The organism is Neptunomonas marina, assembly GCF_004005935.1.
Classification (GTDB): Bacteria; Pseudomonadota; Gammaproteobacteria; order Pseudomonadales; family Balneatricaceae; genus Neptunomonas; species Neptunomonas marina.
On record NZ_SACQ01000008.1, the window covers coordinates 22,590 to 38,819 of the forward strand.

The 16,230-nt window shown below is 48.9% G+C and carries 19 protein-coding genes and 1 other RNA gene; 11 read left to right on the top strand and 9 right to left on the bottom strand.

What is annotated here, in order from left to right:
- Nucleotides 1-289: 289 nt before the first annotated feature.
- Nucleotides 290-805, bottom strand: a complete 516-nt coding sequence (locus EOE65_RS15345; protein WP_127695326.1) for an NUDIX hydrolase — start codon at nt 803-805, stop codon at nt 290-292.
- A gap of 577 nt (nt 806-1,382) precedes the next feature.
- On the opposite strand from EOE65_RS15345, the gene EOE65_RS15350 reads away from it, so the two are divergent.
- From EOE65_RS15350 to EOE65_RS15360, 3 genes are read left to right on the top strand one after another with little or no spacing between them, the layout of a single operon-like run.
- Nucleotides 1,383-2,600 carry an ABC-three component system protein gene (locus EOE65_RS15350; RefSeq protein WP_127695328.1) on the top strand — a complete coding sequence of 406 codons (1,218 nt, stop codon included), beginning with the start codon at nt 1,383-1,385 and terminating at the stop codon, nt 2,598-2,600.
- Entirely contained in the window at nt 2,597-3,082 is a 486-nt protein-coding gene (locus EOE65_RS15355) for a three component ABC system middle component (RefSeq protein WP_127695330.1), read from the top strand. The genes EOE65_RS15350 and EOE65_RS15355 overlap by 4 nt, the downstream gene beginning before the upstream one ends.
- Complete coding sequence (locus tag EOE65_RS15360) at nt 3,079-5,031, top strand: DUF3732 domain-containing protein (protein ID WP_127695332.1); 1,953 nt, start codon at nt 3,079-3,081, stop codon at nt 5,029-5,031. The genes EOE65_RS15355 and EOE65_RS15360 overlap by 4 nt, the downstream gene beginning before the upstream one ends.
- Before the next feature lie 198 nt (nt 5,032-5,229).
- Here EOE65_RS15360 and ffs read toward each other — a convergent pair.
- Both ffs and EOE65_RS15370 read right to left on the bottom strand, forming a co-directional pair.
- Nucleotides 5,230-5,326: signal recognition particle sRNA small type (gene ffs, locus EOE65_RS15365), an RNA gene on the bottom strand.
- Nucleotides 5,327-5,437: 111 nt separating this feature from the next.
- Nucleotides 5,438-6,352 carry a LysR family transcriptional regulator gene (locus tag EOE65_RS15370; protein WP_164847126.1) on the bottom strand — a complete coding sequence of 305 codons (915 nt, stop codon included), beginning with the start codon at nt 6,350-6,352 and terminating at the stop codon, nt 5,438-5,440.
- A gap of 154 nt (nt 6,353-6,506) precedes the next feature.
- Here EOE65_RS15370 and EOE65_RS15375 point away from each other — a divergent pair, with 154 nt between their 5' ends.
- Both EOE65_RS15375 and EOE65_RS15380 read left to right on the top strand, forming a co-directional pair.
- The gene (locus EOE65_RS15375; RefSeq protein WP_127695336.1) at nt 6,507-7,076 is read left to right on the top strand and encodes a cytochrome b; all 570 of its coding nucleotides are present in this window, start codon (nt 6,507-6,509) and stop codon (nt 7,074-7,076) included.
- Entirely contained in the window at nt 7,073-7,651 is a 579-nt protein-coding gene (locus EOE65_RS15380; protein WP_127695338.1) for a YceI family protein, read from the top strand. The genes EOE65_RS15375 and EOE65_RS15380 overlap by 4 nt, the downstream gene beginning before the upstream one ends.
- 67 nt (nt 7,652-7,718) lie before the next feature.
- On the opposite strand, the gene EOE65_RS15385 is transcribed toward EOE65_RS15380, so the two are convergent.
- The 3 genes from EOE65_RS15385 to EOE65_RS15395 form a co-directional block, all read right to left on the bottom strand.
- Nucleotides 7,719-8,192 (bottom strand): peroxiredoxin, encoded by a 474-nt coding sequence (locus tag EOE65_RS15385; protein ID WP_127695340.1) that lies wholly within the window; start codon nt 8,190-8,192, stop codon nt 7,719-7,721.
- A 71-nt stretch (nt 8,193-8,263) separates the two neighbouring features.
- Nucleotides 8,264-8,731 (bottom strand): DUF3465 domain-containing protein, encoded by a 468-nt coding sequence (locus EOE65_RS15390; protein WP_206052699.1) that lies wholly within the window; start codon nt 8,729-8,731, stop codon nt 8,264-8,266.
- A gap of 69 nt (nt 8,732-8,800) precedes the next feature.
- Entirely contained in the window at nt 8,801-9,658 is an 858-nt protein-coding gene (locus EOE65_RS15395) for a DNA ligase (RefSeq protein WP_127695344.1), read from the bottom strand.
- 149 nt (nt 9,659-9,807) lie between these two features.
- Between EOE65_RS15395 and EOE65_RS15400 the strand changes: the two genes are divergently transcribed.
- Nucleotides 9,808-10,173: a SpoIIAA family protein gene (locus tag EOE65_RS15400; RefSeq protein ID WP_127695346.1), complete on the top strand. Its 366-nt coding sequence runs from the start codon at nt 9,808-9,810 to the stop codon at nt 10,171-10,173.
- Nucleotides 10,174-10,190: 17 nt separating this feature from the next.
- On the opposite strand, the gene EOE65_RS15405 is transcribed toward EOE65_RS15400, so the two are convergent.
- A complete protein-coding gene (locus tag EOE65_RS15405; protein WP_127695348.1) occupies nt 10,191-10,664 on the bottom strand; it encodes a DUF2947 family protein in 474 nt (157 codons plus the stop codon).
- A gap of 99 nt (nt 10,665-10,763) precedes the next feature.
- On the opposite strand from EOE65_RS15405, the gene EOE65_RS15410 reads away from it, so the two are divergent.
- The 5 genes from EOE65_RS15410 (at nt 10,764) to EOE65_RS15430 (ending at nt 13,058) form a co-directional block, all read left to right on the top strand.
- Nucleotides 10,764-11,084 (top strand): hypothetical protein, encoded by a 321-nt coding sequence (locus EOE65_RS15410; protein WP_127695350.1) that lies wholly within the window; start codon nt 10,764-10,766, stop codon nt 11,082-11,084.
- A 152-nt stretch (nt 11,085-11,236) separates the two neighbouring features.
- A complete protein-coding gene (gene hpf, locus EOE65_RS15415; RefSeq protein WP_127695352.1) occupies nt 11,237-11,614 on the top strand; it encodes a ribosome hibernation-promoting factor, HPF/YfiA family in 378 nt (125 codons plus the stop codon).
- A 103-nt stretch (nt 11,615-11,717) separates the two neighbouring features.
- The gene (locus EOE65_RS15420) at nt 11,718-12,173 is read left to right on the top strand and encodes a MaoC/PaaZ C-terminal domain-containing protein (protein ID WP_127695354.1); all 456 of its coding nucleotides are present in this window, start codon (nt 11,718-11,720) and stop codon (nt 12,171-12,173) included.
- Between the two features lie 286 nt (nt 12,174-12,459).
- Nucleotides 12,460-12,774, top strand: coding sequence for a hypothetical protein (locus EOE65_RS15425; protein WP_127695356.1), 315 nt, complete (start codon nt 12,460-12,462; stop codon nt 12,772-12,774).
- Complete coding sequence (locus EOE65_RS15430; protein ID WP_127695357.1) at nt 12,705-13,058, top strand: discoidin domain-containing protein; 354 nt, start codon at nt 12,705-12,707, stop codon at nt 13,056-13,058. Before EOE65_RS15425 ends, EOE65_RS15430 begins: the two co-directional genes overlap by 70 nt.
- A gap of 74 nt (nt 13,059-13,132) precedes the next feature.
- On the opposite strand, the gene EOE65_RS15435 is transcribed toward EOE65_RS15430, so the two are convergent.
- Entirely contained in the window at nt 13,133-13,567 is a 435-nt protein-coding gene (locus EOE65_RS15435) for a universal stress protein (protein ID WP_127695359.1), read from the bottom strand.
- A gap of 12 nt (nt 13,568-13,579) precedes the next feature.
- Nucleotides 13,580-16,159, bottom strand: a complete 2,580-nt coding sequence (locus EOE65_RS15440) for a TRAP transporter permease (RefSeq protein ID WP_127695361.1) — start codon at nt 16,157-16,159, stop codon at nt 13,580-13,582.
- Nucleotides 16,160-16,230: the final 71 nt, after the last annotated feature.

Here is a 16,230-nt window from a genome sequence, read left to right on the forward strand (position 1 = left end):
ACGGAGCCCTGGCCAGATCCTTGCGACATATAGAAGTGCGCGGCGCTACAAGCTGTAAACAAGGCATGAAATCATTATCGACACTTGGATAGTGAGGCTTATTGAAGGATTCAGGCTATTCCTCAAGTGCCACTGTCATTACAGAAGTAAGAAGCTTTTCGTGATGAGTTTATTAGCACCAGTGGTTGCACTCGGTGCCAACACATGAAAACTGACAATATGCAGATAGCACTTTTTACTAAGGGATATCACTTACTTTAGAGGAACGGTTCGCAGGTTCAGCCATTCGTTATGACTCAACCAATTCTTCAGCGATCAGCTTTAGTAAAAAAGTCTCCCGCTCGATCGAAAGTCCTTTTTTATCACTGTTTACGATCGTCTCTTCATTATGAGCAATCGCGTCGTAGATATTGACCCAAACAGGTCTCATAGCATTTTGGATCTCATGATGCTCAAGCTGGGGGTCTCCTAGCTCATCATCAATGCTGCAGCGATAACAATAGGACTTCATATACAACAGATCATAACCATGCTTATTCCAAGAACGGTACTCTTCATATACACCGTATGGCTCGATATTTCTTATGTTCTTCGCACCTGTCTCTTCCTGTAACTCGCGAACCAACCCCGCTTGCAGCGCTTCATCTTCATCGACACCACCACCTGGCAAGCTATAGTCGTGGTAACGCTCCGTAAATAGCAATAGGATTTGCTCGCCTCTCAGAACAATCGCCCGTGTGGCAATACGTGTGAGAATGCTGTTTTTTTGAGCGCTACTATGAGTTGCAATATTCAGTTGTCGCATGGTGCATCAACCCCCGCGGATAGACTTTTATAAGTTATAGAGCTCTGAGCCCGTAACTTTTCGAGCGCTTACTTAAAACAGTGAATAGAAGAAATTTTGGCGTGAGTATTCTAAATAGGCGTTGCGTCTCGCTGACTGTAAGCACAACAGAAAGTTAAAACCTAATGAGAACAAATAGATAAGGATTTTTGGGGGCAGCTCCCTTCCGAGCCTGACCAGGTTCACGGCTTATCGTTGCGGGAGGCACGTCTCACGCGGCTTTCAGCCAACTTGCGATTTACTGTCGCTGGTTGATTTGAAGGCTCAATGAGAACACACGACGTGATCACCTGACAAGCCATATGTCGCACCTTGGTACGCAGTAACTTCCCTTGAGGACTGGCGGAACATTATGAGATACGGCATTATCTGCAACCTAAGGACCTGAGGCTGGCTAATCCCCCTCGTCAATCAATTCGCACGCTCGTTTCAATGGAGAGGAAATGGAGATGCTGTCGCTTGAAGCACTTACAACAATGGAGTTCAACCGCTCCGCGTAAGCTGTCTCTTGAAATGCCCTTCACATCCTGAAATAAAAATGACAACGGTAGACCAGAATACAACGCACTCGGCTGAAGCCGCAGCCTTGGGCTTTTGGTATCAAGCCCTCTATGCGCTGTTAACTCTCGTAGAACAAACAACTGATGACGCAGCAATCGGCATAGAAAAGCTTGATGACATCGAGCTACAGGCCGACGGCAAGCAGCTTCTCTACCAACTAAAACATTCCATAAGCACTGCCCCACCGCCTATCACAATCAAATCGAAATCACTTTGGAAGACAATAAAGGTTTGGGTGGATGCCCTTCCGAAGCTAACTCTGGCGGAAACTACGCTTCACCTTGTTACGGTTGGAGGAATTGCGAAGAGTGATCCCCTCCAAATTCTAACAAGCGCTGGGGAGGACCGGGTCGATCTTGCAAAGGCCATGACGTTAGAAGCTGAAAGAGTACTTTTTGAGCGCTCTCAAGCCGCAGAACAAGGCAACAAACTGCCACACTCTGAGCGCATTAGTGGATGCCAAGCCTTCTTGGAGTTAACTGAAATTGATCGGCTCAACATGCTTCGTCGTACCCGCATTAGACCAGAAAGCCCCACGGTCCCTCAAATTGAGCAAGAGGTTGCAGCAAACCTTCACATTCTTCCAGCTCACCAACGCGACACGGTTGCTTGCCGTTTAGTCGAATGGTGGGACCGACAAATGGTGTACTCACTCTGTGGTCAACGTGAGGGCATAATAAGCCGGACAGAGCTACAAAGTCAGGTAAGCACCATAGTTGCGGATATCGAACAAGACAAACTTGTTCCTGAATTAGAAACCGTAAGCCACCCTACTGACTACCAACCTGACGGTATGCTCTTCCGTCAAATCGACTTAGTGAAAGGTACAAGAGGCGATCTTGCAAAGGCAATAAGAGAAGAATGGAGAGCCCGTGAACAGCGGGCCCGATGGACCGTTTCCAATCCAGCCTTAGTGTCCAAGATCAATGATTATGACTTGCTGCTGAAAGAGTACTGGTCCGACCTCCATTTAGAAATGGTAGACAACAGTGCCGATCAGGCGGAGGAAGAAAAGCAAGCTTCAGGGCTCAATCTCCTTCGCTGGACTCACAACGATGCTCCTACGACGATTCGGCCAATCTCTGAGGGCTGGAATGCCGCCTACTATATCCGAGGCAGCTACCAAGTATTAGCGATTAACCTACAAGTGGGCTGGCATCCTGATTACGAAGAGTTACTTGAGGATTCCGAATGAATCTTGCACATGATGTTTATGCAGAGACAAATCCGGCTTTCTGCACCTACGCGGTATTGAATTATGTCAAAGCGTACCTTTCCATTAACGATTCAGGGCCGGAGCTTCCGACAATTTACCTCGCGTTACCAATAGCGATTTCCGGAGATTTGGCAGCGTTGTTTGAAGGAACCAATAAGAACACCGGCTTGCTTGAATGGTTAGAGCGAAGTCCACAAGTGCAAGTAGGGCTCGCTGATCGAATTAACTCTTCTGTTGAAATCGTAACCGAGAGTGTGCGCTTTAGCTGCTTTGTTAATGCAATTAAGATTGGGGATGATGCACGGCTGCGCCTCGGTCCACAAAAGCCCAAGGGAATCACCCTCAACAACTTAGATAAGGATTCCGTAAATGCGATCCGGCGAGCAGAGCGCCTCGGATTCTGGTTCGCGATGGCGGGCTCCACAAGGAACGTCTTTGACAGCATGGGATTGACAGTATGATACGTTGGAACATAGCCAGTATTTTTTTTCTGGGAGTCTCCGGCAGAAGTCGAGCCTTAACCTTCAAGCCAGGCGAAGTAAACATAATTACAGGCGCCTCAGGTACCGGAAAATCAACGATTATCAAAGCAATTGACTACTGCTTAGGCTCAAGTAAATGCGAACTGCCAGTGCATGTTCGTCGCCATAGCACTGCCGTTGGAGTCAAGTGGGTCGCAGGTGAAGATGAACTGATCGTCGGGCGTCTTATCCCTCCTGTGGGTCAGACTTCCAGCTCGAAGATGTTTGCCACATCAGGCCGAAACTTGCCGATCCCTCAGAAAATTGAGGAATTTGATGGCTCTACAACGACAAATGCAGCGAAAGCTTTTATTGAGAGAGCTTTTGGTATTGGAGACATAGGGACTGATTCAAATGCTACCTCCTCTGGAAAGGCGAGGGCTACGGTGCGAAACCTGACGCCTTATCTCTTCGTTACAAAGGAGGTGATCGACAGTGAATCAGTGCTTTTTCATGGTCTTGAGAAAGCGGAAAAGGCACGGGACATATTAGCAAGTATGCCGTACTTTCTGCGTGCAACTGATGAAGCAAGCTTCAAGGATGAAAGGCGGCTGCGTCAACTCCTTTACATACTTGATAATGAGGAGGCACGAACTCGCTCCTTGGCATCCAAAGAGACCGCATTGAAGAAACGAGCAATGAGCCTGATTAGTGAGGCCCATCGCATTGGCATAACCACTCTGCCTCCACCAGATGCTTCTGAAGAAGAGCTTTTACAACAAATTGAAGGATTATCACAAACTCAGCTACAGCCTACCTCCTATCCAGTTGAAGGCGAATTAGGTGCGCTTCATGAACAACGAAGAGAAATTCTCAACAAACTCACCGATGTAAAGCGCAAGTCACATGCAACGCGCTCTGCTCTCAGAGAGGCCAACGGCTTCGAGGACACTGTAACACGCCAGCGCAGTAAACTAAGGTTAGCAGAACACTTTAAACTCGGAGAGATTGCCTCGGTTTGCCCTGTATGTGAATCTCCATCCAAAAAAGGTCAAGAAACCGCGAATGCTTTACAAAAAGCGTTAAACAAAGTTCAAGCAGAAAGCGCTGCGGTTGAACGAGTAAAGCCAAAGCTTGTTGAACACGACCGGGAGCTAAAGGAAGAGATCACACAACTAAACTCGGCCCTGCGTCGCATTGATAATCAAATCAAAGCGTGGCTACAACAAACCGATGAAGCTCGAAAGCTCAACGATATTGCTCAATTGAAGGCCCACCTGCTGGGGCGCATATCATTTTTTCTTGAATCGAGTACAGATGAAAAAAGACAAACATCTCCTGACCTTACTGTGCTTCGCGACGATATTAAGCAGTTAGAAGCGCGAGTAAACCCTGAGGAAAGAGAAATTAGATTACGGAGAGCGGAAGCGAAAATTTCGGCCATTGCCTCAAAAAACCTGCAAAGACTTCCAACTGTTGCTCCCTGCATAGGGGCCGAGCTGGATTTTTCATCACGACGCCCCGAAGTTTCCGTAATTGAAGCTGATACTGATGAACTTCTCAAATTGCCTGACGTAGGTTCAGACCAAAACTACCTTGCAATCCACATAGCGTTGGCATTCGCGCTTCAGAAGCACTTCGAATTGGTCGAATCCCCGGTTCCCGGGGTATTGGTACTTGATCAGATTAGTCGTCCTTATTTTCCTACAAGGGGTGAGAATGATGACGAAACTGAAATTGCAGGAGAACGTGAGGATGAGGAAGTAAAAGCGATGCGTACTCACATTGACTTCCTTTTCTCAGAGGTCGAACAGCGGACAGGACTTCAAGTTATCCTAATTGAGCACGCTTATTTCGCAGACGATTCTCGGTATGTATCCTCTACACGTCAGCGATGGACTCGCGCCTCTAAAGAAGCCCTAATACCCATAGACTGGCCTACTCGCTGACCAAGCATCTACGAAGCTGCTCTCAAGGTATAGCTTTACGACACGATTTAGGTACACGAATACGGAAGTAGTAAACGGAGTACGAAGAGAGTTGAAGATAGGCTGTAGATCTAGCCAATGTGTTTCACCTTGCGTTATTCAACAGGCTTAACTCAAAAGGAACTAGTAAAAACAAAGGGATACAAGAAATGGGGGCAGCTCCACCAGCCACATCCCGGCACATGAGTCGACCGCTGTGGCTGCTCCCTTCCGGGCCTGACCAGGTTCACGGTGTATCATTGCGAGAGGACCAGCAGAGCTACCATCGCAGCAGTTATCAGCGTTTGCTAACAACAGGGTGCGAATTATACCAACTCGCTTTGCGAATGCAAATATTCAACCTATTTCTTTTTAAAGTGCTTAAAAATCAAACAACTAATGACTGAACCACCTCTCGAAGCCAACGATGCATAGGGTCGCGATGGTTACGTTGGTGCCAGTATAAATAGAAGTTGAGCTCAGGTGCGCGCAGCTCCTCTGGCACGGGCCTGAACACCACATCCCGCTGTTTGCCGACATGTTCAACAATACTTTTTGGCAGCATAAAAACCAGATCACTACGCTCGCAGTAGTCTGCAACGGAGGCAAAACTCGTCAGCCGCAGCACGGTATTGCGCTTCTTCCCCATCGCTTTCAGTGTCGCATCGGCAAACGCGGGCCCACGCCCAGTTAAGGAAATATAGCCATGCCGCGCCGTTAGGTATGCTTCAAGATCGATAGACTGAGAAGCGAGAGGGTGTGCAGCCCCCATCATTAGCCCCACTTCGGTTGATTCCAGAAAGATACGGTGTAACTGGTCATCCTGCTGGGAGGGGGCCAGACCAGAGATCACAAAGTGAATATCCCCGTTCACCAAGGCGCTAAAGTAATCACTTGGGCGGGAGTCCAGCTCAACTTGCAGCGTGGGCGCAGCATGCTGCAAGTGAGCCAGTAGCTCAGGTACAAGTTGACACACTTCGACATCTGGGCCAGCCATCCGAACCACCTGCCGGGTACGCAATGGATCAAACTTCGGGGCCTGAACCATTTGGCGGATATTTTTCAGCACCCAAGTCAACTCCACCTGCAGATGCTCTGCTCGTGGCGTTAACGTGTAGTGTGTCCCGCTGCGGGCGATGAGAAGGTCATCGAAAGTGTCACGCAGGCGCTGCAACGCCCGGCTAACCGCGGGCTGGCTCATATGCAGCCGCTCAGCCGCTCGCGTTACGCTGCGCTCCTCCAACAATGCCTCGAGCACGACGAGCAAGTTAAGATCCACTGCCCGCAAATTCACTTCATGCATATCCACTATCACCATAATGCATTAGATGAATCAATTATCTTTGATTAGGCTTAACTGAGCAATAAAACGTACAGACCAAAAATTAAATGAAACTTATTTGTATTTTTATATCCAATACGTTTCATTCCTAATTAAGCGCATAACAAGGTTACTGATGGCTTTTACTAGACAAGTAGCAAACACGCCTTCCGCGTATGGATGGGTGAGTATCGGCTTCCACTGGGTCGTGGCGCTGGGAGTGATCGGCCTATATCCACTGGGCCTCTACATTGATTCCCTCAGCTACTATGATCCCGCATATCGCGTCGTTCCCGATTGGCATAAAGGCATAGGCATTTTGTTGGCGGCAACCCTAATAGCCCGCCTCCTTTGGCGAGTGATGCAAACACATCCAAGCCATATTCAGACACATACGCGCTTTGAGCGGCTCGCCACCAAGGTGGTCCATAGCGCACTGTATATTCTGTTACTCGTCGTTTTTATATCGGGCTACATGATCTCGACAGCGGACGGGCGTGCGATTAGCGTTTTTGGCTGGTTTGAGGTGCCTGCTCTGCCAGCAATTATCGACAACCAAGAGGATGTTGCTGGGGATATTCACTTTTACGTTGCAACAACACTCATTGTGCTGGCGGGCTTACATGCAGCTGCCGCGCTGAAACACCATCTTATTGATAAAGACACAACCCTCACCCGGATGTTGGGAGTAAAGGAGACATCATGAAAGCTCAGTTCAAATCAATCATCGCAGCAACCGCTTTAACGCTGGCGACGACACCTCTATACGCAGCCGATTATGTTATCGACACAAAAGGCGCACATGCTGATATCGAGTTTAAAATCAGTCACTTAGGCATCAGCTGGTTGAAAGGCCGTTTCAATACATTCGATGGCAACTTCAGCTATGATGCAGCCAACCCGAACGCATCAAAAGTTAACGTCAATATTGATGTCACGAGCTTAGACTCAAACCACGCGGAGCGAGATAAGCACCTGCGTGGTGGTGATTTCCTCGATACTGACGAGTTTCCGAAAGCTTCTTTCGTTTCAACAAGCTTCAAAGATAACGGCGACGGCTCTGCTACTATGATGGGTGACCTCACACTGCGCGGTATTACCAAGCCTGTGACAATCGATGTTAGCAAAGTGGGTGAAGGTGAAGATCCATGGGGCGGCTACCGAGCTGGTTTCAGCGGCACAACATCGTTTAAGTTGAAAGATTTTGGTATCAACTACAACCTAGGCCCAGCATCAGAAACAGTTTACCTAGAGCTCAATGTTGAAGGCATCCGTAAGTAAGCTCTCTTAAAGCGTAAAAAGCGACTCACCGAATAGGGAGTCGCTTTTTTATTGGCTAGTAAAAGCGTTACAGAGTGGCTAAGACCGCTTCTGCCTTACTCACTTCAAACTGTTTCGGCTCTTCAATAAAAAGCTGCTTCACAACGCCATCTTCTAGCACCATCGCATAGCGGCGCGAACGTACACCACCGAAGTCGCCAGTTTCCATCTCTAGACCCATGGCTTTCGTTAGAGCAGCACCGCCATCAGCTAACATCGTGATTGCTTCAGCATTTTGTTGCTCGCCCCAAGCGCGCATAACAAACGCATCATTAACCGAAATACATGCGATGATATCAACACCCTTGGCTTTGAAGTCATCCGCTAGAACAACAAAGCCCGGCAAGTGATGCGCCGAACAGGTTGGAGTAAACGCACCAGGCACAGCAAACAGAACCGCCTTTTTACCAGCAAACAGCTGCTCTGCGGATACAACATCCTGCCCTTCAGGGGTTACTACTGTTACTGAGACTGATGGGATTGTATTGCCAAGTTCGATCATAACTTTCCTCCTGATTAGTGGACTATTCTACTCAGGTTTAGGCAAAACAAACAGTCACCACGGGATCAACCTCACTCGTATCGCTTACCGTTCAGCTCCAACCACCCCCCTTCATGACGGCCACGCGGGTCATGGTGTGTCCAATGCACGACACCGCCACGCTCGTTCCACTCATACTCCCCCTTAAATGCGAGCATATCGCCTTCTCGAAGGCTATTAAGTCGCGGCGCAAGGTCGATATTATGAGCAATCAGAATCGTGTGCCCCGAAGCCAACTTAACAATCATCTTTTGATGCTTAGAGCCTTTTAGGTCGTCTGGCAACAACTTAACAACACGGCCACGGTCAACCACCATGACATCACTTTGGCGTTTAGCAAATGCACGCTCAACAGCACCGGAGGACACACTACTTGAGGCTGGCTGGCTGGCAGAACTAGAGGCACTCTGCGGCCCTATGATATCTGAGAGTTTGCCGCCACTGAGCAGCACAATACCAACGGCAACTAAAGCGATGAGCGTGCGAGGATTTAACTGCACAATAAGACTCCTTACTTAAGACGATAAAAGTCTAGTTTAGCAACACTGCCTTAATCGCAGCGACACGCGTTAATACGCGGTGCGAATACGATGAAAGCGAGCAAATCGCGGTAAACCTGTACGGGTCAAACCATTGTATCGAAACGTGATCACTGTGCCGATGGGCGGCGGCTCACGCCGATCTTGATCTGATAAACCGCTACCAATACGCAGCTCTTGGCCCTGGAACTGAATGATGAGCGCACCCACTAAACCCGTATATTTACCCTTTCCTTGGGTATACCCCATCACGACGCCTTCTGCGTCCTCATAGCCTTTGAGCTTTAAAACGTTATCGGTGCGGCCAAGGGCATAGTAGCTATCGCGACGATACAGCATCAGCCCCTCCCCGCCTGCAAGCTTAGTTTGTGTAAGCACGCGTTGTAACTGCTCTTCAGAAACGACTAAGTCCACGGGAACCAACTGAATATGAGGTGCATTAACCTGAGTAACCCAGTCAGAGAGCTGCTTATAACGTTGCTCAAACCGGCCGCGATGCGCAGGAAGATCGAACACCATAAAGCGCACCTTCTCCCAACCTGCATCGGCACGAGTCTGGCGAACGATACCGGACACCTCAGAAAAACGGCCTCGTTCAATCCACAACTCCCCCTCGACAGGCACACTCGGTAACGGATCGATAAACCACTGAGGTGCAGCAATCGGCTGCCCACTGCGGGTGAGCATCTGCTTACCATCCCAGTAGCCACGCACACCATCGAACTTTTCCGCGAACCAAAATGCCGCATAGTCGATTGGTAACGTGCGCTCATCAGCGCTTTTAGGTAGTTGTAACGGAAGCTCTTGCGCCAGCGCAAACTCACTGGGAGAGAGCAATAATCCCACTCCCAACACAAGCCCAATTCCTGTGCTATTTGTCTGTTTCATCTCATCATCCTTGATTCGTTAAACACACTTAACCTTGCCAGCACCGGATGAACTTGGGTTGAATCCGCGCACCAATAATCCTTTGCTATGTGCAGCAACACATATGAATTGTCGCTACAATGGCGCTATTCAATTAGGAGGAAAACAAGATGCTATCGGTTTTACCCGAAACCGCTGGAGATTTGATCGTTGTGCAAGCCTCGGATCAACTCACCGCGGATGACTACCAAAGCGTATTGGTGCCTGAGGTCGAAGAGAAGTTAAAAAGCCATCCCAATGTGCGGGTCGTCATCTACTTCGATCCCTCATTTACTGGCATGGAGCTAGGTGCTATTTGGGAAGATGCCAAGCTTGGTATGGCTCACGCGAATGACTTCTATCGTTTAGCCGTTGTGGGTGGCCCCGACTGGGCTGAATGGGCAACAGCGCTAGGTAACCATTTAGTGAAAGGCGAAGCGCGCCACTTTAGTGAAACGCAATACCTTCAGGCAATGCACTGGGTCAACGATGCCTAAATGATACAAGCGCCTCACTAGGGGCGCTTACCTACCTTAAATGAACCATCTTGGAAAAACTGCACCGTCTCTTTGCGTTTTTTACCAATCAGCAGCGGGCCATCGTCCAGAAAGAGAAAGTTCTTCCAGTGAGCTTTAAACAGTGACCAACGCGTTTCGACAACGTGGTCAGCTCGATAGCAGAAATAGACAACCGTTGAATCTTCCCACTGCAACATATCGCGAATCAACTCAGGCAACTCTGGCGCACTGCTATCCCATGCACTTTGCCACTCACCCTCTTCGGCCCAAGTAGCAGCTTTGCCTACCCAATCTTGCTTGGCTGGCTCTAGCGGATCATCGCTTTCTTTACTGATACTCTGCTGCCAAAGCGTTAACGCACGCGCTTCCGTCATCGGCAATACCTTACTCAACTGCTCTTCAGATAGCGGCATCTCTCGGTGGCTGTAGAACCACGCGTAACGGTATTGGGACAATGGTATATAGTGCATTAGCGCTCCTTGTAACGGGGTGATTGAGCAAAGCACCATTGTACCACTCTTTAGTAGACAGAATGGATTTTCATACGTTATTTCGGGCATAATGCGCGCATGAATAAACGACCTTCAAAAGCGGAAATTCGCCGACAACTCGAGCAGCAAATGCAGCGATATATCGCTAACGGCGGCGAAGTTGAAAAGATCGAGCGTGGTGCAAGCGGCCTTGTCGACGGCGCCTATGACCGCAATAGTTTTGTATTTGGCCAACCTAAACAGGAACGCACCCCTGTTCCTGAGGCACTTGCTGCAATCGACTCGCGCCGCCATTTCAAAACAGCGAAGCAAACATATAGCTTTTCCAAGCGCCCCCGCAAAAAAATTATTTACGACGACTTCGGCGAACCTGTCCGTGAAATTTGGGTTGAAGAATAGTCGAAATAATCCCTTTCCTTTCTGCCCAAAGTAGCGCTATAGTGAAGATGAACACATTGTCATAATCACTAAAAAACACGGAGTTACTAGGCGTTATCTTTTTTCTTGTTTTGGGTTGATTCTCGACCCATGTGAAGTGGTAAGGAAGAGTTATGATCATCAACATTACTAACCGTCACGACAAAGTATCACCTGCAGTTCGCGAAAAAATTGAAGCCCAACTGCATCACAGCCAAGAACGCTATGACATCATTTCCAGTGCGCAGGTCACACTCGACAAACACGAGCGCTCTGACCAAGTAGAGATTATCTTACACGCCGCAGGCAGAGAACTTGCCGCCAAAGCAACAGGCGAAAACCTCTATGCAGCGCTAGACGCCGCAGTTGCAAAAGCAGACCGCCAGCTCGCTAAATTACGTGAGAAACAAACTCACAAAAAAGGCACGGTTAAACATAACGCCTTAACACCTGCGAGTGACGATAGCGATATGGATTATGATGAGGAAGAGAATCTCGTTTACTCCGCTTAATAACTGAAACACTGACTTCCAGAAGAGCCCTATTGAGGGCTCTTCTTGTTTCTGAACGATATTAAACACACTGCCAATAACGATAAGAAAGGAGCCCCCTGTTGTGAGTAAAGTGTACCTTGAGGACTACAATGTGGGTGAAGTATTCGACTCACCCGCCAGAACGCTGACTGAGACAGACATTATTAATTTTGCTGGCCTAACGAGCGACTGGCATCCATTGCATACCGATACCACCTATGCAGAAAACAGCCGATTTGGAAAGCGCATCGCACACGGCATGCTAGTGCTCTCGGTGGGTATGGCTCAACTGTTTCGTATCAGCACCGATACCATACTGGCGAAGGAATTTGTCGCATTTTACGGCATGGACAAAGTCCGTTTTACTGCACCAACCTTTATTGGGGATACGATCAAAGCGCAGGCCACCGTCATTGAGATCGACTACAAGAAGCCCGACTCTGGCGTGCTGCTCTATGATGTTGTCATCAGCAATCAAAACGACGAAACCGTTTGCCGTTTTGACATGAAACTCTTCGTCGCAAGACAACCAAGCTAATAGATGAGCCGATAGTGCTAACTCAGGCCGCAGCGTAAGCGGCCTCCTTTCTCCATAACGTCTTGATTAACAGACTAAAATCCAATTTTCTTGACCCACTAGTTATAGGCATTCACTCGAGAACAACTAACCTTTGTTAGTGAATTGATAACCACTTTTAGCGACACTTTAGCAACTTTTTGCAGCAAACAAGCTATTAGTAGCGATACCTCACGCACGACCTCCCTCTTAGCATACACCTAACCAATCACTGCAATTTGTCCCTAAACGAAAAGAGGAAAGGAAAATGCGGCCCTTAAAGAAAGCGATCTTTGCTGGTGCCATGCTCGCCACCAGCTCATTCAGCCACGCAGGTTTAATTGGCGTACAGCATGTTGTCATTACATCCGCACTCGCAGCAATGGGTAACTCAGAAGGTTATATCCAAGTTGGCGAGTTCGAAGCATTTGAAACAGGATCGGGGATCAATGTCGCTCACCAAGCCAACGGAGGCAGCGCATCCTCATTATCTTTCTGGGGCGCTATCCGCCGATGCAAGCGATTGATGGCGACTTCAGCAATATGTTCCACTCTCTGGGCAACACCGCAAGTGAGTTCTTGAGAGTCGACTTCTCTGCGATAACAGAGCTTTCTAGCATCAGCATTAAAGGGCGGTCGACTGGCTTTAATCATCGCGACCTATTCAATATCGAGTTCTTCGATGCCAGCGGTGGATCGCTTTACCAAGCACTCAATGTGGATGCTCGTAATGGGTTAACCACATTTGGATTACCTAACACCAAAACGGATCCTGGGAGCGTACCTGCCCCTGCCACCGCAGCGCTCTTTCTGGTGGGTTTAGCTAGTGTGACTGCTAGCCAATCCCGTAAGACGAAAAAAGCCTAACGCTGCAACTGCAGAAAATAAAAAGGGGAGGCCCCACCGAGACCTCCCCTTTTTTGATACTGATATAAAAGCAGTTAGCCTTTTACCACCAGCACCGGCATATCAGCACGCCCAACGACTTTAGATGCAATAGAACCGATCACAGTGCGCTCCATACGCGACTGTTTATGGCTCGCCATCACGATAACATCGGCACCGGCCTCTCCAGCAACCTGCAAAATAGTATCAGCAGGCTTACCTTCAACGACCTTCAGCGTGCACTCCTGAGGATCTACCGGCAACTTGTCAGCTACGTAACGCTCAAGCTCGCCTTCAGCATGATGAACCACACTATCAAACGTGCCCTGCGGGAAAAATGAACCCACCAGCGGCATTTGGTAGCCTGGCACAACAGTTAGTAAGATTAACTGGCCATGAGGTTCGAGAATACCTAGCGCGTGCTCTACAACCTTGTCGGTAAAGCTACCCACTTCAGTTAAGTCAATTGGAACAAGAATTGTCTTATACATAGAATGCTCCACTTACACGTTGCTACGTCGACGGCGTTGCAACCATCCTACAAAGAACAGCACACCCAGAGCTGGAATAAATACCCACTCTTTTGCTGGGCGATCAGCCGCTTTCTCAATACCCGTGACAGACCAGCCGAAATCAACACCTGATTTCTCAGCAGAGCTACCAAAGACAACTAAGTCCACTACCCAGCCGCCATCCTGCTCCATTAGCATTAAGCCCATCGACTCGAGGCGCTGCATTGCATCGCCGGTTGCTTCCTCAAGCTGCAGCGATACTGTCTTCTTGACCTCGTCTCCTTCAATGGTTTCGCCCTCAAACTTCAACTGAATGAAGTCGCCAGAGTTCAACTGCTCGACCTCTGTCACCAGCGCGCTTGGAGCCAATGACGTTGACGGCGGATACACCATATCCCACCAAAAACCAGGACGGAACAGACTGAATGCAATCAAGATGAGAACTAACGACTCCCAAAGTCTGCTTTTTACCAGCCAGTAGCCTTGTGTCGCTGCCGAGAAAACAAGGATGGCAACAACCGCACTAAAGATCGTCAGTAACAGGTCCCACACCGAGTCGATACCGATCAACAGCAGCTGCGTGTTGAAGATAAACATAAACGGCAAAATCGCCGTACGAATATCGTAAGTAAAGCCCTGAATACCTGTTTTGATCGGATCTGCCCGCCCTATCGCAGCCGCCGCAAATGCAGCTAAGCCAACGGGGGGCGTATCATCTGCGAGTATCCCGAAATAGAACACAAACAAGTGCACCGCGATGAGCGGTACGATCAAGCCGTTCTCAGCACCGAGCGTCACGATCACCGGCGCCATCAGGGTGGACACGACGATATAGTTCGCCGTCGTGGGTAGCCCCATGCCCAAGATGATACAGATCACAGCAGTGAAGATGAGGATCAACAGCAGGTTACCGCCGGAGATAAACTCAACAAACTCCGTCATCATCTGGCCAAGACCGGTGAGCGTCACAGTACCTACGATAATACCGGCAGCAGCCGTCGCTATACCGATACCCACCATGTTACGAGCACCGTTAATCAACCCATCGATGAAATCATCCCAGCACACTTTAAACTGCGCTGCCCAGTTTTGATCATTTCGGAACCACTGTTTCAGCGGACGGTGAGTCAGCACAACAGCGATCAAGAATGCAACAGAGAAAAAGGCTGACTGCTGCGGCGAGTAGCCTTTGACTGCCAGCGCCCATAGCAACACCACGATAGGCAGGCCGAAATACAGACCCGAGTAAATGGTTGGCTTTGGCTCGGGCAGATGGTCAAGCTCAATGCTCGAATCATCCTCAGCAAGGTCTGGATAGCTCGCTGACAGCTTGACCAGCAGGAAGTAACCAACAACCGTTGCGAGGATCATGACGACATAACCTAGCGAACCGAGTGTTGCTTCCAATAAGGTCGAGCCGTAGTACACGATGCCAGATAGCACCAACATGATCAGCGTTGTTGTCACCCATGAGAGCATACGCTGAGCAATCGTTGGCGTGTGGATACGCGTAATCCCCTGCATGTTCATCTTGAGAGCTTCAAGGTGAACGATATAGATCAGCGCAATGTAAGAGATCAGCGATGGCAAGATCGCATGTTTAATGACTTCAACATACGGAATACCCACGTACTCAACCATCAGGAAGGCCGCTGCACCCATAATAGGTGGTGTCAGCTGCCCGTTTGTTGAGGCAGCCACCTCAACCGCACCTGCTTTAGTTGCTGGAAATCCAACCCGCTTCATCAGTGGGATCGTGAAGGTACCGGTCGTTACTACATTCGCAATGGACGAACCGGAGATAATGCCGCTCAAACCTGAGGCAACAACCGCCGCCTTAGCAGGGCCGCCACGCATATGGCCAAGCAAAGAGAAGGATACTTTGATCAAGTAGTTACCGGCACCTGCTTTATCTAGCAGCGCACCGAGCAATACGAAGAGGAATACAAATGCCGTTGACACACCCAGCGCCACACCGAAGACACCCTCGGTTGTAAGCCATTGATGGGAGGCAACTTTATTAAGGCTCGCACCCTTGTGAGCGATAACGTCTGGCATGTACTGACCGGCAAAGGTATACGTCAGGAATACCACTGCCACAACAACCAATGGTGGTCCTAATGCACGGCGCGTTGCTTCAAGCAACGTCACGACGCCCACAACCGCCATAACAACATCCGTTGTCGTAGGAGCACCAATACGCGTTGTCAGCTCATCGCGAAATACCAACAAATACAGACACGACATTGCAGCGCCGAGCGCAAATAATATGTCGAACGGACTCAGACGATATTGGCTAGAGTTACGCGTTGCTGGGAACAAACAAAACGCTAAGAACGTAGCAAACGCGAGGTGAATAAACTTAGCCTGATCTTCGTTAAATGTCGCAAAATTGAAGATGAAAGGCAGTGGTGAGGCGTACCAAAGCTGGAAAACCGACCAACTGAGTAGAAGACCAATGACGAGTTTACCCATCGAGCCTGATAGCGCCCGACTACCCGTTTCGGAGTTCAATAACTCTTCGATAGTTTGGTCAGAATCTTTATCTGATGATGAAGCATCCGTTGTCATGAATCGCTCCTGAGAAGTGTGCTAAAACAAAATAAGGCCTGCTCCAAGAACAGGCCTTATTCTCAATGCAT